The 25,110-nt window shown below is 33.4% G+C and carries 13 protein-coding genes; 7 read left to right on the forward strand and 6 right to left on the reverse strand.

All coding sequences use genetic code 11. The annotated features are described in order from the left end of the window. The first annotated feature begins 283 nt into the window (after positions 1 to 283). Both AC2DGP_RS10115 and AC2DGP_RS10120 read left to right on the forward strand, forming a co-directional pair. Entirely contained in the window at positions 284 to 1,459 is a 1,176-nt protein-coding gene (locus AC2DGP_RS10115) for a carboxypeptidase-like regulatory domain-containing protein (RefSeq protein ID WP_484489941.1), read from the forward strand. A gap of 97 nt (positions 1,460 to 1,556) precedes the next feature. After that, positions 1,557 to 4,808: a VCBS repeat-containing protein gene (locus AC2DGP_RS10120; protein WP_484489942.1), complete on the forward strand. Its 3,252-nt coding sequence runs from the start codon at positions 1,557 to 1,559 to the stop codon at positions 4,806 to 4,808. 75 nt (positions 4,809 to 4,883) lie between these two features. Here AC2DGP_RS10120 and AC2DGP_RS10125 read toward each other — a convergent pair whose 3' ends face one another. From AC2DGP_RS10125 to AC2DGP_RS10145, 5 genes are all read right to left on the reverse strand, one after another. Further along, positions 4,884 to 6,962: a beta-N-acetylhexosaminidase gene (locus AC2DGP_RS10125; RefSeq protein ID WP_484489943.1), complete on the reverse strand. Its 2,079-nt coding sequence runs from the start codon at positions 6,960 to 6,962 to the stop codon at positions 4,884 to 4,886. 4 nt (positions 6,963 to 6,966) lie between these two features. Further along, positions 6,967 to 7,407, reverse strand: a complete 441-nt coding sequence (locus tag AC2DGP_RS10130) for a hypothetical protein (RefSeq protein ID WP_484489944.1) — start codon at positions 7,405 to 7,407, stop codon at positions 6,967 to 6,969. Beyond that, complete coding sequence (gene nagB / locus AC2DGP_RS10135; protein ID WP_484489945.1) at positions 7,407 to 9,323, reverse strand: glucosamine-6-phosphate deaminase; 1,917 nt, start codon at positions 9,321 to 9,323, stop codon at positions 7,407 to 7,409. The genes AC2DGP_RS10130 and nagB overlap by 1 nt, the downstream gene beginning before the upstream one ends. Before the next feature lie 114 nt (positions 9,324 to 9,437). Further along, positions 9,438 to 11,012 (reverse strand): RagB/SusD family nutrient uptake outer membrane protein, encoded by a 1,575-nt coding sequence (locus AC2DGP_RS10140; protein WP_484489946.1) that lies wholly within the window; start codon positions 11,010 to 11,012, stop codon positions 9,438 to 9,440. A gap of 4 nt (positions 11,013 to 11,016) precedes the next feature. Then, positions 11,017 to 14,112 carry a SusC/RagA family TonB-linked outer membrane protein gene (locus tag AC2DGP_RS10145; protein ID WP_484489947.1) on the reverse strand — a complete coding sequence of 1,032 codons (3,096 nt, stop codon included), beginning with the start codon at positions 14,110 to 14,112 and terminating at the stop codon, positions 11,017 to 11,019. A gap of 520 nt (positions 14,113 to 14,632) precedes the next feature. Here AC2DGP_RS10145 and AC2DGP_RS10150 point away from each other — a divergent pair. The 3 genes from AC2DGP_RS10150 to AC2DGP_RS10160 all read left to right on the forward strand — a co-directional run bounded on the left by AC2DGP_RS10150 (position 14,633) and on the right by AC2DGP_RS10160 (position 17,301). Further along, positions 14,633 to 15,388 carry a sensor histidine kinase gene (locus tag AC2DGP_RS10150; protein WP_484489948.1) on the forward strand — a complete coding sequence of 252 codons (756 nt, stop codon included), beginning with the start codon at positions 14,633 to 14,635 and terminating at the stop codon, positions 15,386 to 15,388. Between the two features lie 13 nt (positions 15,389 to 15,401). Beyond that, a complete protein-coding gene (locus AC2DGP_RS10155; RefSeq protein WP_484489949.1) occupies positions 15,402 to 16,115 on the forward strand; it encodes a LytR/AlgR family response regulator transcription factor in 714 nt (237 codons plus the stop codon). A gap of 94 nt (positions 16,116 to 16,209) precedes the next feature. Then, positions 16,210 to 17,301, forward strand: a complete 1,092-nt coding sequence (locus AC2DGP_RS10160) for an acyltransferase family protein (protein ID WP_484489950.1) — start codon at positions 16,210 to 16,212, stop codon at positions 17,299 to 17,301. A gap of 56 nt (positions 17,302 to 17,357) precedes the next feature. On the opposite strand, the gene AC2DGP_RS10165 is transcribed toward AC2DGP_RS10160, so the two are convergent. After that, positions 17,358 to 18,677 (reverse strand): sugar MFS transporter, encoded by a 1,320-nt coding sequence (locus AC2DGP_RS10165; protein WP_484489951.1) that lies wholly within the window; start codon positions 18,675 to 18,677, stop codon positions 17,358 to 17,360. Between the two features lie 264 nt (positions 18,678 to 18,941). Here AC2DGP_RS10165 and AC2DGP_RS10170 point away from each other — a divergent pair, with 264 nt between their 5' ends. Both AC2DGP_RS10170 and AC2DGP_RS10175 read left to right on the forward strand, forming a co-directional pair. After that, positions 18,942 to 21,056 carry a Tex family protein gene (locus AC2DGP_RS10170; RefSeq protein WP_484489952.1) on the forward strand — a complete coding sequence of 705 codons (2,115 nt, stop codon included), beginning with the start codon at positions 18,942 to 18,944 and terminating at the stop codon, positions 21,054 to 21,056. A gap of 75 nt (positions 21,057 to 21,131) precedes the next feature. Continuing rightward, a complete protein-coding gene (locus tag AC2DGP_RS10175; protein ID WP_484489953.1) occupies positions 21,132 to 25,055 on the forward strand; it encodes a hybrid sensor histidine kinase/response regulator transcription factor in 3,924 nt (1,307 codons plus the stop codon). The last annotated feature ends 55 nt before the right edge of the window (positions 25,056 to 25,110 follow it).

Below are 25,110 nucleotides of genomic sequence, written 5' to 3' on the forward strand. Positions count from 1 at the left end.
AATAATTTCTTCCAAAATTACCACCTCGTCTTTACTAAGGAAAAAATACAGTATGGACATAATTTGGACACCCTCCTATATTCTCAAATAAACTACACAAAAACTGCATCTCTAAAAAAAACAACAGAATAAATGTCTTATTCTCAGCAATTAATTTCTAACATTATGGAAGATTCATGAAAAGATATTATTTTTATAAAACATGTTTACTTCAAAATTGTTCGAAAAAACCAAACAATTAACACGGATTAAATTCTGTAAAACAATAACCAATAGAACTAATATGAAATCAATCTCACTAAAAATGATGCTCCTTGGAGTCATCTCAATCTTTTTTTGCGAAAGCATCTTCTCGCAAGAAAAATTAACCTTTGAAGGCCTTATCAAGGACACCAATGATTACACAATTCCTTATGCGGCGATTACTATTCCATCTAAAAACATTGGTACCTCTAGTACTGATGAAGGAACATTTTTATTATCCATCCCGAAAGAAGTTGTAAACGATACTTTAGAAATTTCAACAATTGGTTACAAAACCTTTAAAATTCTAATAAAAGATTTTATTGAGCTTGACGACAAAACCATAATTATTGAAGAAGACATCATGCAGCTTGATGATATTGAAATTCTAGCAACAGGAGAATACCCAAAGCTTGCAATAAAAAACATCAAAAACACCACCCTTAGAAATACCTTTCAATACAATGTTCTTTATAGAAGATCATCGGTTGAAAACAATGTTTCTCGTTTTTTTGTAGAACATTATTTGAAAATAAAAGACAACGGTCCTTCATCTCCTACAATGCGAAGTATTGAATTAGTAGAAGGAAGAAAATCTGCAGACTATAGATTTTTAAAAACAAAACAATGGGAACATGCCATAAAATATATGGCTGATCAAAACCTTCTTAGAAAAAAAATCAAAGACAAAAATTATACCTGGACCAAAATTGATGATACAAGTTATGATGGAGAAAGTGTTGTTATTGTTGAAGGTCAGAGTACAAAGCACAAATGGTTACGCATCAAACTTTATGTTGGTTTAGATAATTATAGTGTTTACAGGTTTGAAACAACACTTAACAACGCTGTATATATCTATAAAAAAAACAAAGATGGAAAACTATATTTAAGCTATCACAAACGAGAAATGAAGCATAGTAAAAAATTAACACCACAACAGCAAGCGGCCTTGAACACAACAAAAACTAGTCTTCCAGTTGCCTACAAACATGAAGCTTTTGTACTTGAAGTTATTACAGATAAAGACAAAATAAAAGTAAAAGATAACATGGTTGAAGGTGTTGACATGGGAGATATTAAGGTTCCTTATCACCCTGAATTTTGGAAAAATTTTAGTGTTCCTCCGATGACTAAATTTTACGAAAAAATCAAAAATGATCTTGAATCATTGTATGGTGTACCAATAAAAACACAATTTGAGTTAGTTAACTAAGTCAATTTATCGACAAACAACCCAAAAACATAGACATAAGTACCTTCTCATAATTCATTTGATTTTAAATTCTTTGTAAATTTAAAAAAAGTGAATTATGAGATTTTTCAGTTACTGTACCCTTCTATTTTTTATCTTTTCTTGCTCTGATTCATCTTCAGAAAAGAACACAGAAAACACCATTTTATTTAGTAAAGTTCCTGTTGCAACATCCAACATAGATTTCTCCAACCAAGTAACGGAAAACCTATCTTTTAACTTTTTAAACTACCCTTATATTTACAATGGTGGTGGTGTAGCTATTTTAGACTTCAATCAAGATGGACTAGAGGATATTTACTTTTCTTCAAACCAAAATTCAAATAAACTATACTTAAATAAAGGAAATTTTATTTTTGAAGACATCACGCAAAAAGCAAACGTAGCAGACAAAGAAGGATGGACCACTGGAGTAACCGTTGTAGATATCAATCAAGACTCTTGGCCTGATATGTATGTTTGTAAATCAGGATCTTTAAGAAATAGTGAAAAAAGGAAAAATAAACTCTTTGTTAATAATAAAAACGGAACATTTACAGAATCTGCAAAACAATACCAGCTAGACCATCAAGGGTTCTCAACGCAGGCTTATTTTTTTGATTTTGATATCGATGGAGATTTGGATATGTATTTAGTCAATCACAGACCAGATTTTAAAAACAATGCCATTATTGAAAAGAAAGAAACCTCAATATTGGAAATGTCTGATCAACTTTTCGAAAATATAGAAGGAACCTTTAAAAACATCACAGCTGAATCAGGAATCAAAAATTGTGCTTGGGGCTTAAGTGCTTCCATCGGTGATTTTAACCAAGATGGCTATCCAGATATATTTGTTGCTAATGATTTTTTACAACCTGATTTCTTATATATCAATAATAAAAACGGAACATTTACAGAATCTGCAAAACAATTTTTCAATCATATTTCTGCCAATAGTATGGGATCGGATTTCGCAGATATCAATAATGATTTATTGCCTGATTTAATTGTTTTAGATATGATGGCTGCCGATCATAAGCGAAGCAAAAAAAATATGGCTACCATGAGTACTGATAATTTCAATGCTTTGGTAACCTCAGGATATCATTATCAATACATGGCAAATATGCTTCAAATTAATAGAGGTGTTAAACAATTTAGTGAAATAGGTCAACTTGCAGGAATCTCAAAAACAGATTGGAGCTGGGCACCCTTAATCGCTGACTTTAATAATGATGGCTACAAAGATATCTTTATCACTAATGGAATAGAAAATGATCTATCCAATCAAGATTTCAGAAACAAACTGAAAGGAAACATTCAAAACAAAAGAAAAGTTTCCTTGCAAGAAGCAATCAATATGATGCCTTCCGAAAAATTACATAATTACCTTTATTTAAATTCTAAGGACCTTCGTTTCAAGGATCATTCACAACTATCAGGGTTAGAAGAAAAAGTAAACTCAAATGGCGCAGCCTACGCAGATTTAGATAATGATGGTGACTTAGACTTGATTGTAAATAATCAAAACGAAAATGCTTTTATCTACAAAAACAACAGTAAAAATAATTATATCAAGGTAATCTTAACAGGCTCCATAAAGAATAAAAATGCCTTAGGTGCTGATGTGATTTTGTATCATAACAACCAAAAACAATTACTCTCACAAAATACCAGTAGAGGATATCAATCGAGCATCAGTAACATCCTTAATTTTGGAATTGGATCTAGCACAACTATTGATAGTATTCAAGTGATATGGCCTGATAAAACCACAGAAATTAAAAAACAAATTAGCGCAAATACTTGCATTGAGTTTCAATATACACTGCAGAAGAATCAATACTTAAAACCAAAAGTAAAAAATTCTTTTCTTGAAATCTCTGCCAAAGATCTGGGTATTGAATTTCAACATTTTGAAAATAATTTTAATGATTACAAACTTCAACTATTACTACCACAAAAACAATCAACTCAAAGCAAGGCTATAGCCATTGGGGATGTAAATAACGATGGATTACAGGATTTATTTTTGGGAAATGGATTTAGAAAACCCGGGCAAATTCTGTTACAAAACAACAAAGGAACCTTTAGCCAAATCCATAATCCAATTTTTATAAAACATGCCAAATACGAAGATCAAAATGCGATTTTCTTCGATGCCGATGGAGACACTGATTTAGACTTGATTGTAACCAGCGGTGGTTACGAATTGAAACCCAACTCTCCTTTGCTACAAGATAGAATTTACCTCAATAATGGAAGTGGCGTTTTTTCAGAAGGTTCATTTCCCAAAATGCTGTCTTCTACCAATGATATAACCATCGCTGATATTGACCAAGATAATGATTTAGATGTTTTTATTGCAGGTAGGGTGGTACCTGGAAAATATCCAACCGCACCCAACTCATATTTACTACAAAACAATCTAGGTGTTTTTAAAGATATTACAGATGAATACTCAAAAGGATTAAGAGATTTTGGGATGATCAACCAAAGTTTATTCAGTGATATTGACAATGATGGTGATCAAGATTTAATACTCGCTGCTGAATGGAAATCTATTGGCATATTTGAAAACACAAATGGTAAATTTCAAAAACTAAACCTCCCTAAACTTGACAAAAATAAAGGCTGGTATCAATCCATTAAAGCTTATGATTACGATGGAGACGGAGATCAAGATTATTTCATTGGAAACATGGGTTTAAACAATAAATTCCATCCTAGTCATACAAAACCCTTGCATATCTATGCGGACTATTTTGACAATAATTCTAGTTTCGATATTATCCTAAGTAAAACCTTAAATGGTAATTTAGTACCTGTTAGAGGAAAACAATGCTCTACGGAACAAACCCCTTTTTTAGCAAAAAAAATTGCTACGTACCAACAATTTGCAAATGCTACTTTAGATCAAATTTATGGGAAAGAAAAGCTAGAAAAGGCCCTGCACCTGTACGCCAATACTTTTGAATCTATTTTACTAGAAAACTTAGGAAATAAAAAATTTAAAGAAATTAAATTACCTATCAACTGTCAACTCGGTCCTACTTTGGATTTTGTAACACATCAAGACAAACAAAATAACAAGAAACTTATTGGAGTTGGTAACATCTATGAAGCCGAAGTAGAAACAGTTCGATACGATGCCGCTAAAGGTTTTGTTTTAAATATTCAAGATAAAGAATTAACTAGTAAACTAACCCCTTTCTTTCCTGTCCAAAAAAACACCAAGGCCATGAAAAAAATAGAAATTCAAGGAACCACCCATTTTATATTGTTTCATAATAATGATAATCTTTCTATTTTTAAATATCTAGAATAGTATCATACAAAAATCCCAAATAAAAATCTCTTTCCATTTGGGACACCGAACTAAACATACTAAACTTACATTATCTCAATGTTGAGACACTGTATTTGACTCTAAATATTTTTTATTCTTCAAATAATCACTCAATGACTGCAAGCTTTCTAAAATCGCAAACTCAACATCAATAGTGTTTGCATTCAGCTTTAAAATAGCCGCATCCAATTCCTTAAATCGATCTGCATCATTTTCAGTAGCCTCAATACTATTTAACAACAATTCAGAAACCGTCGCTAAATCTGCAACCATTGGCTCCAACTGCTGTAATTTTGGATTACTTTTCAGTTTCATAAATTCATTATAATTGTTTTTCCATAGCAACAATAGTTCTCTCAACTCACTGGTTTTTGTTCCATCGGACACAAAAGAATCAACCAAAGAAGCAAAATTTCTTTTCTGTTTGGCATCAGCAATACATGCATCAGCAAACAAGGTAAACGGAGAATACATTTGATACTCCACTCCATCTTTATTTCTAGTATATCCCTTTAGCGGCTCACACACATCAGACAAAACCCTAATAGACTCAACAGACTGATTATCGGTTAAATTCCTAAATATCACTGCTCGGTTAGAAATATGTAACAATCCTAATTCTTCTAATTGATGATTTACAACTTCCAATCTTCTATACATACTTTCGATAGATACTATTTCTTTTGGAGACCAAAATCTTTCTGCAATTGCAGCGGTTCTAGGCCAAATTCTTGAATCTATACTTCTAGACGTCGTTAATTCGCTCCACATGGTAGCCTCCCCTCCCAATATTCTATTTTTTTCTTCCTCTGTCAAACTAACATTTGGCATAGGATCTACCTTATAATGATCTTCTACCGAATACATCAAATCAATATAATACCCATTAGATAATATTGTCTGATTTCCATTCTTAGTAGCATTCACTAAAGATTGCTTTGCTGGTAAGCCTTCATTTTCACCTCTCCACGAATGAATAATTGCTGAGGTAGGAATGGTAGGTGTTAGGATCTCTTCCCACCCAATCATTTGTTTCCCATTCTTTTGAAGGATTTTTTGAAGTTTGATATTAAAATACGTTTGTAAATCATGATTTGTTTGTAAACCATTTTTTAACATAAACGCCTGAATATCCTTATTACTGTCCCAATCTTTCCCTTCGTTTTCATCCCCACCAATATGCACATAATTACTAGGAAATAAAGCTGCCAATTCTTTAAAGATATCAGCCAGCAACTTATACGTTCTTTTGTTTGTTGGGTCTAAAGTTGGATCAAAAATTCCAGCATTCCTTTCTATAGAATTTTCTCTCACGGCACTTCCAAGTTCTGGATAGGCTGTTAACAATGCAGAAGCATGACCTGGCACATCAATTTCTGGAACTACTTGTATCCCTCTAGCTGCAGCATATGCAACAACATCTTTTATTTGACTCTGCGTATAAAAATCCCCATCAGACCCTAACTGTGTCAATTTTGGATGTTTTTTTATCTCCACTCGAAACCCTTGATCATCCGAGAGATGCCAATGAAACAAATTCAGCTTCACTGCCGCCATCGCATCCAAATTTCTTTTAATAACATGCACAGGTTGAAAATGACGAGAAACATCAATCATCAAACCTCTCCATGCAAAACGCGGTGCATCAGAAATCGAAACCAAAGGAAAATAATAGTTGTTTTCAGTATAGGATTGTAACTGCAATAATGTTTCCAAGGCTCTTATGGCTCCAATATCTGTAGTTGCATTTATAGTAATTCCATCTTCGGCAACCTTTAAAGTATAAGATTCATCTTCATGCAACTCTACAATTCCAGCGCGTTCAATTTCAATATTCAAACTTGCCTCATCAGAAAAAGATGTTTTATTATCAATAATTCCTTGTGCAAAAAACAAGCCTGTTCTTCCATCAAGTCTCCTTAAAAACGAATTGGAATAACTAAGAATTCTGTCATTATAATTCCCGTTAATACGTAAATTAAAATTTTCATTTAATAAAAACTTCCCTTCTTGTATTTCAACTTTCTGAGGCCAAGGCATAAGATTCAATTTCTCTTCCGCCTGTTGAGCGTGTATTGAAAAAGGGAATAATATTCCTAAACCCAAAAACAATAGATATATATAGTTTTTCATGGTCTTATTTTTTTGTTCTGACATAGGTTTCAATAATTTCTTGATCAATTCCTACCTCTTCATTTTTTTCAAATCCTCTTTGGATCAATGTGTCATTTTTAAATTCCATTTCAAAAGAAAAATCTTTTCCTTCCCAACTTCTTCCTGTGCAGAACTCAAGGTTTTCTTTATACGTTTTTCCATCAAAACTATAAGAACCACCTCCCGCAATAAAAATGCTATTAGTACCTGTCCCGTTTTTCAAATCATGTCGTAAAAAGGAAAAATGGGTATTATTAATAATTTTTATCAAACGTTGTTCTTTCGTGTAATCTGTAAATACGGAATCACCTTGTTTGATAATAATTCCTGTCTGTAACTCCCAAGTCCCAACGACGCTATTCTTCGGTTCTTTTTCACAAGAAACAAGTCCAACCAACAGCAATAACACAGCTAGCTGTTTCATCAGAAATGATAGCGTTTAAATGCCTCGATTGCAGCATAGTCTGCCAAGCCTAAATGGTTGTATTTATTTGCTGTAAGCCTATTTCTATCTTCTACACGTACCCAAAACTCACGTGAGTCATCTCCTTGAAACATAACTCCGTCTTTCTGAGATTGATGAAAAAATATTGCATGACGCTTTTTTAATACTTGATCTGGACTCATTGGAACCGCCATTTCTATCTCATGTGTTTCCCATTCATGCCAAGCTCCACGATATAACCAAACCCAACAATCGTCCATAAACTTCTGTGGTTTTAACTCCTCCAAAGAGGCAAAAATAGCATCTAAACATACTTTATGTGTTCCATGCGGATCCGCTAAATCACCCGCAGCATAAATCTGATGCGGTTTGATGTCAGTTATCAAATCACTAATAATTGTAATATCAGCCTGAGTAAGATTTCCTTTTTTAACCGTACCTGTTTCATAAAATGGAAGATCTAAGAAATGAACATTTTTATCTGGCAAGCTTAAATAACGTGTAGCAGCAAGAGACTCTCCTCTACGAATCATTCCTTTTAGTTTTCTAGTTTCTGGACTATCAATACTATAAGGTTGTTTGCTTTGAATATCATTTATTACCCCTTTCATTAGATCAGATTGAATATTCATGTATCCCGTAACCTCAGCAAACTTTAATGCTTCATCATCTGAAACAGCAATATTTCCTGACGTTTGGTAGGCAATATGCACTTCATGACCTTGTTCAACCAACCTATCAAAAGTCCCACCCATAGAAATTACATCATCATCAGGATGTGGACTAAAAATAATCACTCGTTTTTTTTCTGGAGTCGCTCTTTCTGGTCGTTTGGTTTGATCAGAATTTGGTTTACCTCCAGGCCAACCTGTAATGGTATTCTGCAAGGCATTGAACATCTCTATATTCAACTCATAGGCACTTCCTTCCTCAGCAATCAAACTAGACATTCCATTATTATTATAATCTTTGTCTGTTAATTTTAGAATGGATTTATTCAACAATTCACTCAACCAACAAATAGCCTTCTTCTTTAAGTCTTCTGTCCATATACAAGAGGTAACTAACCAAGGGGTTTTATTTCTTGTTAATTCCGAAGAAGCCTCCTTATCCAAAATAAATGTAGTATTCTCCTGACTCTGAAGATAGGTAGCCGGCACTGAAGAAGTAACTTCACCCTCAATTGTTTTTTTTATGATATCTGCTTTGGTGATTCCCCATGCTAAAAGAACAATTCTTTTCGCCTTGGTGATCGTCCCAATTCCCATTGTAATGGCTTTTCTGGGCACATTGTCTAAACCTAAAAATGCGGGTGCAGCATCTTCTCTTGTCATCGAATCCAAAGTAATGGTTCTTGTACCTGAATTATAATGAGACCCGGGTTCATTAAATCCGATATGCCCCGTTCTACCAATTCCTAACAATTGAAAATCTATGCCTCCTAATTCCTTTATTTTTAATTCATAATCGATGCAATATTGATGTAAATCTGTGCCTTGTAAAGAACCATCAGGAATATTAATATTTTCAGGTAATATATCTACATGCTTGAATAAATATTCATGCATAAAGTAATAGTAACTTTGTATATCTTCAGGATTCATTGGATAATATTCATCCAAATTGAAAGAAATTACATTCTGAAAACTAAGGCCTTCTTCTTGATGCTGTCTTATCAACTCTTCATACACTTTTATCGGTGTAGAGCCCGTTGCCAACCCAAGCACACAAGGTTTGTTTTCTTGAGCCTTTAGTTTGATTAAACTAGCAATTTCATTTGCAACTTCAATTGAAGCCTGCTTAGAATCATCGAAAATAACATTGTGTATTTTCTCAAATCTTGTCTCTTCAAATTTCCCAGCTGGACTATATGCGATATTATTTTTTTTCGACATTTTAATTAGTTTAGCTTTTTCATTTTCTGTTTCTTTAATAAAACGGGAGCTTTTTAAGGCTCCCGCCTATCACTAATCGAAACTTCCTAACTTAAAATAACCAGTGGTTATGTTTTAAAAATTACTTCCAGCAACATCCCACCATAAACGTGTACCTCCTGTATCAGGACCTCCTAAGTATCCTACAGCAATATCAACATTTGCTCCATTGGTGTTTCTTTCGCTTTCCACAAAATTGATTCTTCTTATTTGAATGTCTGTATCAATAGTACCTCCACTATTGTTCACCATTACCGGAAAAATTCTCGGGTAACCTGTTCTTCTAAATTCCGACCAAGCCTCTTGACCATCAGGGAACATTGCAATCCATTTTTGAGTAATGATTTGCTCTAACTGCTCTTCATTAGTACCAGATGCGTTATAGGCTATTTTTACATCACTTGCATAAGCAATATCATTATCACTATTCAAAGCATCAACAAAATCAGCTGGTGTGCTCGTATTATCTGCCAAGTAAGTTGCCACATCTGACACTCCATGCTGAGCAAAAGAAGCGGTTACACCATTCTCATAATGCGTAGCTGCAGTTCCGGCACCTGCCCAACCTCTTAAAGCAGCTTCTGCTTGTAAAAAGTCTACTTCAGCAGCAGTCATCCATTGCATCGTTTCTCCTTCCACAACAGAACCAATTGCAGAGTGAGCTCCGTATTCTGTTTTTGCCTCAATTTCAATTCCCATACGGATTCCCTTGTAGGCACCCGCTAAAGCTTCATCCTCCGCTGGAGAAAAATATTTCTCTATTCTACCATCGTTATAACCTGTCAAAATAGATTCCATTTCTGCTCCCATTCGAATATCTCCCCATGAACCACTAATTACTGTTAAAGGGTGTGCAAATCCGGTATTGATAAACATATCAGACTCCAAAAAACCTGCATCAGAAGCCAAAGACAATTCTCCTTGGGTTTTCGCAAGTGTAGGATCTACCTTAGCAACTCTTAAAGCCAAACGTAATCTTACAGAATTTGCAAATGCACGCCATAAAGCAATATCTCCTTCTAAAGAAGACATATCAAAAGGCACAAATTGAGTATCTGCTTCAAAAGTCTTTAAACCTGTTATTGCCTCTTCTAATTCAGCGAAAAAAGTGGCATAAGCAACATCTTGCGCATCATATTCTCCAGTAGTAGCAAAATCATCATACTTAGAATAACGAATTGGCCCATATACATCAGAAACTCTATGCATTGCGGTAACTTTGATGATATTTGCCAAATACACAAATTTCACTCCCGTAGGATCTCCTCCATTATCTACCGCATTTTTAATATCCAAAACAAAAGGCATCACATTCCCATAGGCATCAGACCATGGAAACCCATTCCAACCATCTACCAAAGAATAAGTCATGTTATTCACGTTTCCTGCAAAAGGGGTCGGTGGTGTCATATAACCAGAGTACACATCCCCATTTAAATTTTGCTGTAACTGAAAGTTCCATGCAGGTGTTACATTCATTACATTTAAAAACATAGGAGTAAAAGAACCTCCAATATGATTATTCATTTGTGTCAAACTCTCATTAGAAACCCCTGATGGGTTTGTATTGATGTTTTCAAAGTCGCTAGTACAATCCACTAAAGTCAGTGCAATCATAGAAGCTAAAGTATATTTTATTAATTTTTTCATCGTCTTAGAAATTTACGTTAACATTTAATCCTACACTTCTAGTTGAAGGTTGACCGTAGATGTCAACTCCTTGCAATCCATTTCCTGTACTAGCCGCAATATTCGGATCGAATGGCGCATTTTTGTAAAAGAAGAAAAGGTTGTTTGCTATTAAAGAAAGTCTTAAGTTTTTCACAACACTTTCTTTAAAGTTTAAATTATACCCTACAGAAAACTCCCTTAAACTAACATTGGTAGCATCGTAAACATACTCACCCAACATACCGGCTCTACCACCTGTTTTCAGGTAATAATCTTGTGCTGTCATTTGTAAAGGATTTCCGTCCGTATCAACAACATTTACCATACCTCCATTGGTATTTCTTGTATCTGCAGAAGCTTGAGACACTCCATAAAAGTCATTTACCGCCTCTGTAACACTTACAACATTACCTCCAACTTTGGCATCAATCAAAAAGCTTACATTAAAGTTTTTGTATTCAAAATTATTGTTCCACCCTAAAGTATAATCAGGTTGTGCATGTGCAATCGTTTCAAAATCTGTAGATTCTATAGTTAAGTTTCCTGCACCATCATCTGTTACTATTGGTAAACCGTCTGCGTTTCTAACTACTGATCTACCTCTAATTGAACCAAAATCTTCTCCTTCAACTAATGAATACCCATAACCATTTACTCCTGGAGCTGTAAGAACCGCTTCACCATTTTCTAAATCTGGATGTACAGAAACTACTTTATTCTTATTCATTGCAAAGTTCAATGAAGAATTCCAAACGAAATTATCATTTACAATAGGTTTACCGTTAATTACCAACTCAATACCTTCGTTAGAAATTTCACCAGCGTTTACAATATTCTGAACATATCCTTGCGTATTAGGCTCCGCTTGGATGTAAAATATTTGATCTGTCGTTTTTGAGTTATAGTAAGTCAAATCAAACCCTACTCTATTTCCTAAGAATCTCCATTCTGTACCGATTTCAAATGATTTTTGTCTTTCTGGTCTTAATGTCTCTCCTTCTTTTACACCAAAAGTAGGTTTTGCAAAATTCCCTTGTCCTAGTGGAATAGAGTTTAATGGAATTGTAGCATATGGTGGAATATCTTTACCAACCTCTGCATAAGAACCTCTAATTTTCGCAAATGAGATCGCTTCTGGCAACTCAATAATATCAGATAAAACTCCTGTTAAACCAACCGATGGATAAAAGAAAGATTCTGATGCAGTGTTTACCAATGTAGAAGACCAGTCAGTTCTTCCCGTTACATCTAAAAACACTTTGTTATAGAAACCTATGTTTGCTGATGCAAAAACCGACTGAACCTCTCTATTAGATACTGTTTGTTGAATATCATTTGTAGAAGTAAAGTTTGCAATTGTAAAATAGTTAGGATAGTTTAATCCTGTACCATTTCCAGAATCTAAAAAGATTTGATCACCAGTTGAATATTTTGTCAAACTTGTCCCCAACAAAGCTGTTAAAGAAACATTTTCAGAAATATTCTTGTTATAATTTGCTATTAAATCAATGTATTGCTGTGTGTTTTCTGTTTTTTCAACAATATATCGTCCTGTTGCAGGCACAAATGTCAAATCACTACCAGCGTACATTTTTTTGTCAAACGTAAAGAAGGACTTATCATAACTAACTCTTGATTGTAAAGAGAAGGCTTCTGTAATTTTATAATTTACAGATACATTTGCCAAAACTCTTTCTGCAATATCTTGTGATGGATTTCTGTGAATCAACCAATATGGATTTTGCTGAATATTCTCATCAAAAGAGGTTGCATATTGATCCATCATATTTGTTGCCTCATTGAAATATTCATATTTATTTTTATAAATACCTCTATCAATTCCTACAGGATGCAAGTACAAACCTGTTAAAGGATTTGAATACAAACCATTTGTAGGTCTGTTATTAATTCTCTGATCAGACAAACTTACACTTGCATTGATTTGCAACTTGTCTTTATAAAAACTCATCGTTTCTCTTAAAGTTAAGTTGTTACGAATCATTTTGTTTTGAGGAATAACTCCCTCTGCCAAAGTATTTGCATAAGATAAATACGTTTGTGCTTTTTTGGTACCTGCTGTTAAAGCAATAGATTGAATTGCTGTATATCCCGTTTGAAAGAAATCTTCAGCATTATTTGACAATCCATCTGCTTTAGCTCCCCATGATTTTGGGTCTGCAACATTTCCGTTCTCTGCAATAGGTTGCCCTACGGAATTAGATTGATATTCTGATTGTAATTTAGGGGTTACAAACACATTATCCATTGTAAAAGCAGAACTTACGTTGGCAGACAATCTACCTTCTTTTCCTTTTTTTGTGGTAATCAAGATTACCCCATTCGCTCCTTGAGAACCATATAGTGCAGCAGCAGAAGCTCCTTTTAGAACCGACATACTCTCAATATCATCAGGATTGATCATAGACATTGCATCACCACCATCACGGTTTCCTGTTTGACTTCCGAAAACATTTGTTCCTGGTGCTTCACCATTTGAACCGTTACCGCTATTTTGCATTGGCACACCGTCAATAACATACAAAGGATCATTGTTTGTTGTAGAAGAGTTACCCCTTAATACAACCTTTGAAGCTCCACCCACACCCGAAGAACTACGCGTAATAGAAATCCCGGCTGATTTACCAGATAAACTATTTACTGGGTTGGTTTGTTTTACTCTAGTTAATTCAGCACCGCCAACTTCTTGTGCAGAATACGTCAAGGCTTTTTTCTCTTTTTTAATACCAAGAGCTGTCACGATTACTTCATCTAAGGCCTGAGAATCTTCTTCCATGGCAACAGTGATAGAATTCGAATCTCCTACCGTTACCGAAACATCTTTCATTCCTAAAAACGAAACCTTCAATTGCTCACCTGCAGATGCTTCTATAGAGAATAGACCATCAAAATCTGTTGTGGTACCTCTATCAGTTCCTACCACAAATACAGAAACTCCAGGTAGGGGAACTCCATCAGCAGCCGTGGTTACTGTACCAGTAATACTTTTTTCTTGTGCCGAAACCTGAAGGCTAAACAGCATGGAAAAAATCGTAATAAATACTAAGTTAATTTTTTTCATAAAAATATTGTTAATTGGTTTTCATGATAAAAGTATGAGGTGATTGGGCCTGTAAAAAAAAATCTCGCCAAACGACAGAAAACGACCAACCAATGACATTTATTAAGATACAAAGTATATTTCAAAAATTTTTAATCATAATTTTATCATAAAAAATATTACATTTGACAAAACACAACACGTTAAAAAACAAATATTTACCAATAAAAACAGGACTTTGCCGATAGTTAACATCTTAAAAAAAGCCAACTTTAGAATCCCTTTAAAATATCATTTGATTTTTTGGGCGAGTTATTTTACTCTGAATTTTATTCGATGGGGAAGCTACTTTGATGACTATTGGTATTCATTAAAGTCAAACTTGGTCGAATTTCCTCTGCATATTATTTTGGTGTATTTCACCATCTATTTTTTAATACCAAGATTTATTCTGAATAAAAAATATGCTTTGTTTTTTATTTTTTTCACAACCTCTTTAGCAATTTTATACATTACTCGAACAGGCTTTAATTATTTCCTAGTGAGTAAAAATATTTGGCCAGAGGCAGAAGGTGTTCAAAATGCTTTTCAATTCAACCATATTGTTGCAGTAACCCTTGGTGAAATTTATGTAGTGGCTTTTGCCGCAGCAATCAAACTTACAGTGGAATGGATTTATCAAAAACAAAAAGCCGAAAACTTAAAAAAATTACAACTTAGAACGGAATTAAATTTTTTAAAATCTCAAATTCAACCGCATTTTTTTTTCAACACTTTAAATAATTTATACGCTCTAACCCTAGAAAAATCAGATATCGCTCCGAGTGTTGTCTTGAAATTATCAGACATCATGCAATATGTTTTATATGATGTAAAAGAACCATCTATTGCCCTCTCTACAGAAATAAAATACATTCAAAACTATATAGATTTAGAAGAAATGAGACATGGAGAAAGCATCAAAGTAAAGCTATCCATCAAAGGAAATATTTCGGATATTATGTTACCTCCTCTATTATTTTTACCTTTTATAGAAAACGCTTTTAAACATGGAAAAAACGGAAATGACAAACTAAAAGTTAAAATAGGATTCAAAATAATAGAAAATAAAAAACTTATATTTACCACAGAGAACAACTTTGTAAAGGTTACTAAAACCGAAAAACATGGGATTGGCAACCCCAACGTTGCAAGACGACTTCAGTTACTTTATCAAAATTCATATAAGTTAAAGTCGAAAGCTGATAAAAATATCTACAAAGTAAAAATGACGATACCCTTAAACCAGAAGCAATAAACCTAAACATACTGTGAACATAAAAGCGATCATAATTGACGACGAGCCTTTAGCTATAAAAGTGATTGAAACTCATTTACAAGAATTCAATAATTTTGAAATCATAGCCACTTTTAATAATCCTATTGCTGCTCTTGAGACTTTGAAACAAGAAAAAATTGATGTTATTTTCTTAGATATCAATATGTCGAAAATGAATGGTCTAGAGTTCCTAAAAACCGTTGATGTGCAACCAAATGTTGTAATCACTACCGCTTATAGAGAATACGCCCTTGAAAGTTTTGACCTTGATGTGCTAGACTATTTGGTCAAACCAATTCCTTTTACAAGGTTTTTAAAAGCTATTAATAAAATTACTCAAAAAGTACAATTACAACGCGGAGCAACCAAAACGGAAGAAGAAACTAATAATGAGGGTTTTATATTTTTGAAAGTTGAAAAAAAACTTGTAAAAATAAAATACGACACCATTTTATATATTGAGAGTTTGAAAGATTATATAAAGGTATTTACAAATACAGGTGATTATTTGGTGCACAAATCTCTTACAAGTATTACAGAAGAACTTCCAAAAGAAAAATTTTTAAGAATCCATAGATCTTTTACGATTGCCATAGATAAAGTAAACAGTATTGAAGGAAACCTGATAGAAATTGCGACCAAACGAGTACCTATAGGAAGAAAATATGTAGCAACCACCAAAAAAACTATTCTTAACCAAGAATAGAACAGTTGTTTATCGCCTAGATTCTGTTTTCTAAAGAAGTTTTTTATATCTTAATAAGTGTTTTTTTACATTTCATTTGATAAATAAAGATCTTATGAGAAATCGAATACAATCTGTGGATATTTTACGTGGCTTTACGATTGCTGCAATGATTTTAGTGAACACGCCAGGTGACTGGAATCACGTGTACGCTCCTCTTTTACATGCTAACTGGCATGGGCTTACCCCCACTGATTTAATTTTTCCCTTTTTCTTGTTTATTGTAGGGATCTCAATTTCATATGCCTATAAAAACGCAGAAAACAATTCAAAAACCTATAAAAAAATCCTGATTCGAAGTTTAAAATTAATAGGACTCGGATTGTTTTTAAATATTTTCGTTCCTTCTTTTCCATTTTTCTCAGACGTTAATAACCTAAGAATTCCGGGAGTCTTACAACGTATAGGAATCGTATTTTTTATTAGTTCGCTTTTATTTTTAAAATACAATTGGAAAACCCTGCTTTCTATCTCTATAGGAACCCTGGCAGTTTATTGGTTATTTACCAATTTTGTCCCCTTACCTAATGGAAGCATACCTTCACTAGAACGTGGTCCAAATAATTGGGCCAATTATATAGACCTACAATTATTAAAAAATCATACTTGGCAAATTGATTATGATCCTGAGGGAATTCTGAGTACCATCCCTTCCGTTATCACCTGCATTATAGGGATATTGCTTGGGAAAATATTACAGGTACATGCCGATAACAAAATAAATCTATTAGCATTAACTGGATTTACATTGCTTCTTTCTGGATATATTTGGAGCATTTGGTACCCTCTGAACAAGGCGCTTTGGACAGGCTCTTTTGTACTGGTTACAGCTGGTTATGGAACCCTTTTCTTAACAATTATCTATTATTTTTCTGATGAAGTGCAACTGAACTTTGGAAATATCTTTAAATATGCAGGTACCAATGCCATATCCATTTATTTTCTTTCCAGCCTACTTTCAAAATGTTTTTATTTGATAAAATTAAACGAAACAGAAAGCATTCACTCTTTCCTATTCCAAAATTATTTTGTCTCACTCATAGGAGATTTAAAACTAGCTTCATTGTTATACGCCTTTTCTGTAACTCTTTTTTATTTAGGATTAGCATATATCATGTTTCGTAAAAAATGGATCATAAAAGTCTAACAAACAAAAAAGTCCACTTTTGTTAAGTGAACTTTTTTATAAACTATATTTATGAGCTATTTTTTCCAACTATGAATTTTATGCCCTTTTAAAGCAAAAAACAAAATAAACAAATAGCACGGAATTAAAATCCAATAACTACTCGTTGCAGAAACTGTAGTAGCATCTAAAACATCTACCCCTTCGGCTATCATCTCATGCTTACTCGCATCTACCAATCTACCATATAAGGGAGGTATAATGGCTCCTCCTGAAATTGCCATAATCAACAATGCGGAGGCCGTTTTGGTAAACTTTCCTAATCCATCTAAAGTCAATGGCCATACTGCCGGCCACACCAAAGCATTGGCTATTCCTAAAGCCGCAACAAATAATATTGAAACAAAACCAGTGGTACTTAATATTCCAACACTAAAAATAATCCCTAATATCGCACTTACAATCAATGCTTTTTTCTGACTGATATAATTTGGTATCAATACCGCACCAAGCAAATAGGTAACCACCATGGCCATGAGTGTAAAGGTGGTAAAAAATTTAGCATCGGCTTCCTCGAAGCCTAATGAAATACCGTATGAAATAATGGTATCTCCAGCAATAACCTCTGCTCCAACATAAAAAAACAGCGCCAATACTCCGAACCACAAATGTGGAAATTCAAAAATACTAGTTTTCTCTGTCGCTCCCTCTTCAGAAGTTTCCTCAGCAGGTTCTACGTGTGGCAAAGGAGCTTTTCTAATTAATATTCCCAAAACACCTAACACAATTGCCATAATAACATAGGGCATAAAAACACTGTCTGCCATGCTATCCAACAGTCTTTCTTTTTCTTGTTCAGACACAGACTCTAATTTCTTATTCACTTCGCCAATACCTGACAACAACAAAGAACCAAAAATGATAGAACCTAAAGCCCCTGCCACTTTATTGGCAATCCCCATAATTGATATTCTCTTGGCAGCGCTTTCAATTGGCCCCAAAATAGTAATATAAGGATTCGCAGCTGTTTGCAATAAAGTCATCCCTATTCCTTGGATAAAAATCCCGGTTAAGAAAACCCAATACGTTCTTGCCTCTGCAGCAGGAATAAATACTAGCGCCCCAATCGCCATAACAAAAAGCCCCAATGACATCCCTTTTCTGTAACCTATTTTATTCAAAATAGAAGAAGCGGGTAAAGCCATTAAAACAAACGAAATATAAGAAGCAGATGCAACCAAATAAGACTGAGCCTCAGTCAATTCATTGATCGTTTTCATAAACGGAATCAACGCTCCGTTGATCCATGTTACAAATCCAAAAATAAAAAACACTCCAGCAATAATACTAATAGGAATGATACTTGATTTTTTGGTGTTTACTGTAGCTGACTCCATAATACAAATTAAGTTATTGGTTATTTATTTTGATTCGAAAATTCAAAAAGGTGAAAATACAAAAATGAACCTTCACCGAACAATATCGCTCAACATTCATTGTTCAAAAAAATATTTCGACAAAAGACACTATTTATCGCACAAAAAACCAAACTATAAACATAAAATCTAGATAGTTTTGAATGAAAGCAATTATAAAAGTATCTTTTTTTAAAGTATTAATCTATTTTTGTTTCTTCACTATACGTACAGCATATACAAATTATGGAAATCCTTGACTATATAAAATCCAATACTGACCTTAGAGATATCAGTATTATTAATACCTTAAAATTAATTTCTGAAGATTGTACAGTTCCTTTTATTGCACGATATAGAAAAGAAATGACTAATAATTTAGATGAGGTTCAAATTAGCGACATCTTAAGTCATAAAAAGGTATATGATGAGTTAGAAAAAAGAAAAAAAACAATTTTAAAATCTATAGAAGAGCAGGGTTCTTTAGACAGCGTATTAGAACATAAAATCAAGAATACTTTTTCTAATACTGAGTTAGAAGATCTATATCTACCCTATAAAAAATCTCGTAAAACAAAGGCAGACAAAGCAAGAGAACATGGCTTGGAAGGATTGGCAAAAATAATCATGGCCCAAAACTCCAATGATTTAGAGTACACAAGTCATAAATTTATAAAAGGAGAGATTCAATCTTCTGAAGAAGCTTTAGAGGGTGCAAGACATATTATTGCTGATTGGATCAATGAAAGAATTGATATCAGAACTTCATTAAGAAATGAATTTAAAAGAAGAGCTACTATTACTTCTAAGGTAGTAAAATCTAAAGCTAACGACGAAAAAGCCCAGAAGTACAAAGATTATTTTGATTGGTCAGAATCTCTTTTCAGATGTCCTTCTCATCGATTAATGGCTTTATTAAGAGCAGAAAAAGAAGGTTTTGTTAGAATCAAAATTGACATTGATAAAGAACAAGCATTGACAAGAATTGCTTCTAAAATGATTCGATCACAAAACGAGTGTTCAGAACAAATAGAACTCGCTATTAAAGATGCATACAAAAGATTATTAGCTCCAGCACTTTCAAACGAAGTACTTTCTATTGCCAAAGAAAAAGCGGACACCAATGCCATTCAAGTTTTTGCAAAAAACTTAAAGCAACTACTGTTACAAGCACCTTTAGGAGAAAAAAATATTCTTGCTTTAGACCCTGGTTTTAGAACAGGTTGTAAAATGGTATGTTTGGATGCTTATGGGAATTTGAAACACAACGACACCATTTTTTTACATAAAGACAGAGAGGCTATTGGTAAAATTACAACAGCTGTAAATGCGTACAAAATTGATGCTATTGCCATTGGAAATGGTACCGCCTCTCGTGAGACAGAAAGCTTGATCAAAAAAATTAGGTTTGAAAAAGACATTCAAGTTTTTATTGTAAACGAAGCAGGTGCCTCAATTTATTCGGCCTCCAAAATAGCTAGAGATGAATTCCCAAATTATGACGTTACCGTTAGAGGTTCGGTTTCGATAGGAAGAAGACTTGCTGATCCTCTTGCAGAATTGGTGAAAATTGATGCAAAATCTATCGGAGTAGGACAATATCAACATGATGTAGATCAAACTAAACTAAAGGAAGAGTTAGACAGAGTTGTAGAATTCTGCGTAAATAAAGTAGGTGTCAATATCAATACTGCGAGTAACTCTTTATTAAGCTATGTTTCAGGAATTGGTCCAAAGCTAGCGGAAAATATTGTTACTTACCGAAAAGAAAATGGCGCTTTTGTAAGTAGAGATCAAATAAAAAAAGTTCCTCGATTGGGTGCAAAAGCCTACCAACAATCTGTTGCCTTTTTAAGAATTAAAGACGCCAAAAACCCCTTAGATAATTCAGCCGTACATCCTGAAAGCTATGCTATCGTAAAAAAAATGGCCAAAGACACCAAAACGGCATTAGATGATTTTATTGGAAACAGAGAGATCTTAAAAACCCTCGACTTGAACAACTATTGTACTGACGCTGTTGGAATCCCAACTTTAAAAGATATAATCTCTGAACTTGAAAAACCAGGATTAGATCCAAGAAAAAAAGTAAAAGTCTTTGAATTCAACGCGACTATCAAAACCATAGATGATTTAAAAACAGGACAAATTCTCCCTGGGATTGTAAATAATGTGACCAATTTTGGATGCTTTGTAAATATCGGAATCAAAGAAAGTGGTTTGGTTCATATTTCAAAACTTAAAAAAGGTTATGTAGGAAATGTGAGTGATGAAGTTCACTTAAATCAACATGTAAAAGTACGTGTTGAAGAAGTAGACACCGTTAGAAAACGTATTCAATTGTCTATGAATTTTGATTAAAACAACACTTCCCTTTTTTTCAAAATTTTTAAACTATCTTTTACCCCACATAAACAGCGTTTTAAGTAAAAAACCGTGATTCTAAGAAGATTATTTCTAATTGTATTGTTGTGCTGTATCAGTCAAAAAAACTGGTCACAGAAATTTATTGAAGGCTATAAAGTTAGTCACTTTCAATTGCCAATTGAAACCAACACCTATGATATTGCTCAAGATTCATTCGGATTTGTTTGGATTGCCACTTTAAACGGACTTTGGAGATACAATGGTGGTAACTTTAAAAACTACATTAAAAATCCACAAAACAAAACAGGGATTACCGACAATCATATCTCTTGTATTTATGAAGATTACCAGGGAACTTTATGGATTGGAACCTATGGAGGTGGATTATTAAGATACGATAGAGATTTTGATAGTTTTGAGCGTTTTACCCATGACCCAAAAAACCCTAAAAGCCTCTCTTTTAACGAAGTTAGAACCATCTATGAAACAACAGACCATCAACTTTATATTGGTACCGATGGAGGCGGATTAAACTTGCTTGACAGAAAAACAAATACATTTAAAAGATATACTTTTTCAAAAACAGACGGCACAAGCATTAGCCATAATAACGTACTCTCAATCCGAGAAAAGCCAAATGGGAATCTATTTGTTGGAACTTGGATTGGGTTGAATATTTTCAATCCTAAAACTGAAAAATTTACTAGAATTTTTCATGAACCACTAGAACAATCTCAAAGTCATGGTAGCATAGAAATTTTCAACAAAAAGCTCTTATCTTCCTCTAAAAATCATTCACAACTTACAAATACCAACAAATTAGCAACCTTTGAAAGTGACATGGGAGGTTTTACTTTTCTAAAAAAAGAAAATGACAATAATTGTTGGTTTACCGCCGGAAAATATGTTTCTATTTGTGATTCTAGTTTTCACCTAAAACATCGCATTGATTTAAATTCTTTATTTCACAACGAAACTTCCTTCCAAGCAAACACAATATTTCATGATCAAAAAAGCAAAAACACATGGATACTTGATAGATATGGAAGTTTTTTCTTGTTTGAAAGGAAAGCTACAAATTTCAAAAATTTCTTAGGAACCAAACCTAATACCACTGTTAAAGAAACTCTGAATTACTATTGGGTTCTTGAAGGTAATGTGATGCATTTATTTTCAAAAACAACTCATAAGTTATTTAAAACATTCCCTATACCAGGTACTACTATTAATTTCAACAACGCTATAGATAATACTATCTGGGTAGTGAACAGACATCATATTTTTAACTATTCTGAAACAGGAAAACTTCTAAAAACGGAAAAAAAAGACTTGTTTCCATTTTCCTTATTACACACTAAAAAAAATGAACTTTGGATTGGAGAAGTTTTAGGAATCTCTGCCTTTTATCCCAAAACAGGAGATTTTACTCATTATGAATGTGAAGCTGAAAACCCTAATGGAATTGGCTACTTTCATAGTGCAAGAAAAGTTTTTGAAGATCATCTAGGGAATTTATGGTTCGGAACTTTTGGAGATGGATTAAAAAAATATGACACTAACCTTGATCGATTTATAAACTACCGACATCATCTTGATGACAATACTAGTATATCAAACAACTTTATCAATGACATTTATGAAGATCAAAATTACAACCTTTGGATCGGGACCAAAGCCGGACTTTGTAAACTAGACCCAGCATCAAATAGCTTTACACAACTAAACAATCCCATTTTACAAGACAATGTTATTAAATCTATATTAGAAGATATTGAAGGTAACTTGTGGATTGGAACCCTAAATGGATTGATTCAATTCAATCCAACAAAAAACACAGCCAGAATTTTATACGAGCAAGACGGACTTATTTCAAACAAATTCACAAATGCAAGTATCAAACTAAGTTCTAACAAACTACTTTTTTCAACCGCCAAAGGTCCGATGTTGTTTGATCCAAAAGACATTAAACCAAACAATAAAAAACCACAATTGTATATCTCTAAACTTTGGGTAAACAATGAGTTGGTTGCTCCAAATAGCAGCTATATTTTAAAAAATATTGAAGTAGAAAAAACGGTAACACTTGATTATTCTGACAAAAAATTCGAATTAGAATTTCAAGTAATTAATTTTAATAACAACCAGCGTAGTAAATATAAATACAAATTAAAAGGCTACGATAAATCTTGGATTGAGGCACACAACTCACAAAAAGCAACCTATACAAATATCCCCTCCGGAGCGTATACTTTTCTCGTAAAAGCGTCTAATGAATCTGGTATATGGAACGAAGAACCTACAGCTCTTCAAATTCATATTCAACCTCCATTTTGGGAATTTCTTTGGGTCAAAATTTTGATTGGCATTATATGCATTGGATTTCTGTTTTTAATTTATGGGTGGACTGTTCGAAAGGAACGTAACAAATTAAAATTTGAAATTGAAAAAGAAAGAGTTTTACAATTTGAGGAAGTTGCAAAAATGAAATTAAAATTTTTCACTAACATCTCACATGAACTCAGAACTCCCTTAACATTAATCACCTCTCCTTTAGAAAAATTTGCTAAAGAAAACACAAAACCTTCGGACAAAATTTTAGAGATGATGTACCGAAATAGTTCTAGACTTTTAGTGTTAATCAATCAAATTCTAGATTTCAGAAAACTTGAAACCACAAAAAAATTACAGATTAGTCCTCAAACAAACCTATCCGTTTTTGACACTATAAATGCCGCTGCCGAGTATTGGAACAAAGAAAAAAACATCCAATACTCCTATGAAATTCCTAAAGAAAATTACACCTTCTTTTTTGATAGTGATGTCGTTGAAAAAATTGCAACCAACCTAGTCTCAAACGCCTTTAAATATACTTCAAAAGGAGGAATTATAAAACTTACTGTTTCCTTCACCGACATACACCTCAACGAAAAAAATGAGGTAATTCAAGGCTACCTAGAAATTAATGTAATTGACAATGGTATAGGAATACCTAAAGAACTACAACAAAAAGTTTTTGAACGTTTTTACCAACTTGATGAAAATCCAGAATTTGGATACAGCAGTGGAATCGGACTTTCTTTAACATCAGAATTAGTACAACAACATAAAGGAAATATAACCCTTCACAGCGAAAAACAAAAAGGTTCACACTTTAAGGTAATCTTGCCAATCGGCTTAAAAGAGCATAACCTAACGACCAAACATAACGACAAAGTTCCGCAACAAGATGAATTTCAAACCGATAAAAATGTTATTTTACTAGTTGAAGATAATCTTGATATTCGTTCTTATATCAAAGAGGAACTATCAGAAAAGTACCATATTCTAGAAGCTGAAAATGGTAATCAAGGACTCAAGACCGCCATCAAAACAATTCCTAATCTCATCATCAGTGATATAATGATGCCTGACACTGATGGTATTCAAATGGCAAATCAACTCAAAAACAATGAACTTACAGCTCACATTCCACTCCTATTTTTAACGGCAAAATCAGGCGATGAAAATAAAATAACTGGTTTACAAAGTGGGGCAGAAGATTATATTCAAAAGCCATTTAATCTGGCCGAAATAAAATTAAAAATCAGAAACTTACTAGAGTCAAGAAAGCTCTTGATAGAAAAACATAGAAAATCTCCTGCTGAATTATTAGAAAAAACACTTGATAATAACTACATCCAGAAATTAAATAACGCTATAGAAAGTCAGATTGAAAACCCTGAATTTTCTGTGGACCTTATTTGTTCAGAACTGGGTATTAGCAGATCTCAATTATATAGAAAAACACAAGGTTTAACTGGTAAATCAATTATTGAATACACCAACTCCTACCGATTATCTTTAGCCATGAATTTGATCAAAAAAGGAACGTTTACCATGAAAGAAATAGCTTATAAAGTGGGGTATAACGACAGTCGATACTTTAGTAGAATCTTCAAAAAAGAATATGGAAATCCACCATCTCACTTCCGTCCGAAAAAAGGAAACACATGATTTTCATTGAATAAATCCACCTTTTTGAACAAAAACTCCACATAACTTTCTCGAG

The sequence above is a fragment of the Flavicella sp. IMCC45537 genome, assembly GCF_057197705.1.

Excerpts from the sequence above, each read along its gene's own strand:
- AC2DGP_RS10165 (WP_484489951.1), bottom strand. The coding sequence starts at position 18,677 with ATGGAGTCAGCTACAGTAAACACCAAAAAATCAAGTATCATTCCTATT.
- AC2DGP_RS10170 (WP_484489952.1), top strand. The coding sequence starts at position 18,942 with ATGGAAATCCTTGACTATATAAAATCCAATACTGACCTTAGAGATATC.
- AC2DGP_RS10130 (WP_484489944.1), bottom strand. The coding sequence starts at position 7,407 with ATGAAACAGCTAGCTGTGTTATTGCTGTTGGTTGGACTTGTTTCTTGT.
- AC2DGP_RS10115 (WP_484489941.1), top strand. The coding sequence starts at position 284 with ATGAAATCAATCTCACTAAAAATGATGCTCCTTGGAGTCATCTCAATC.
- AC2DGP_RS10140 (WP_484489946.1), bottom strand. The coding sequence starts at position 11,012 with ATGAAAAAATTAATAAAATATACTTTAGCTTCTATGATTGCACTGACT.
- AC2DGP_RS10125 (WP_484489943.1), bottom strand. The coding sequence starts at position 6,962 with ATGAAAAACTATATATATCTATTGTTTTTGGGTTTAGGAATATTATTC.
- AC2DGP_RS10145 (WP_484489947.1), bottom strand. The coding sequence starts at position 14,112 with ATGAAAAAAATTAACTTAGTATTTATTACGATTTTTTCCATGCTGTTT.
- AC2DGP_RS10120 (WP_484489942.1), top strand. The coding sequence starts at position 1,557 with ATGAGATTTTTCAGTTACTGTACCCTTCTATTTTTTATCTTTTCTTGC.
- AC2DGP_RS10160 (WP_484489950.1), top strand. The coding sequence starts at position 16,210 with ATGAGAAATCGAATACAATCTGTGGATATTTTACGTGGCTTTACGATT.
- nagB (WP_484489945.1), bottom strand. The coding sequence starts at position 9,323 with ATGTCGAAAAAAAATAATATCGCATATAGTCCAGCTGGGAAATTTGAA.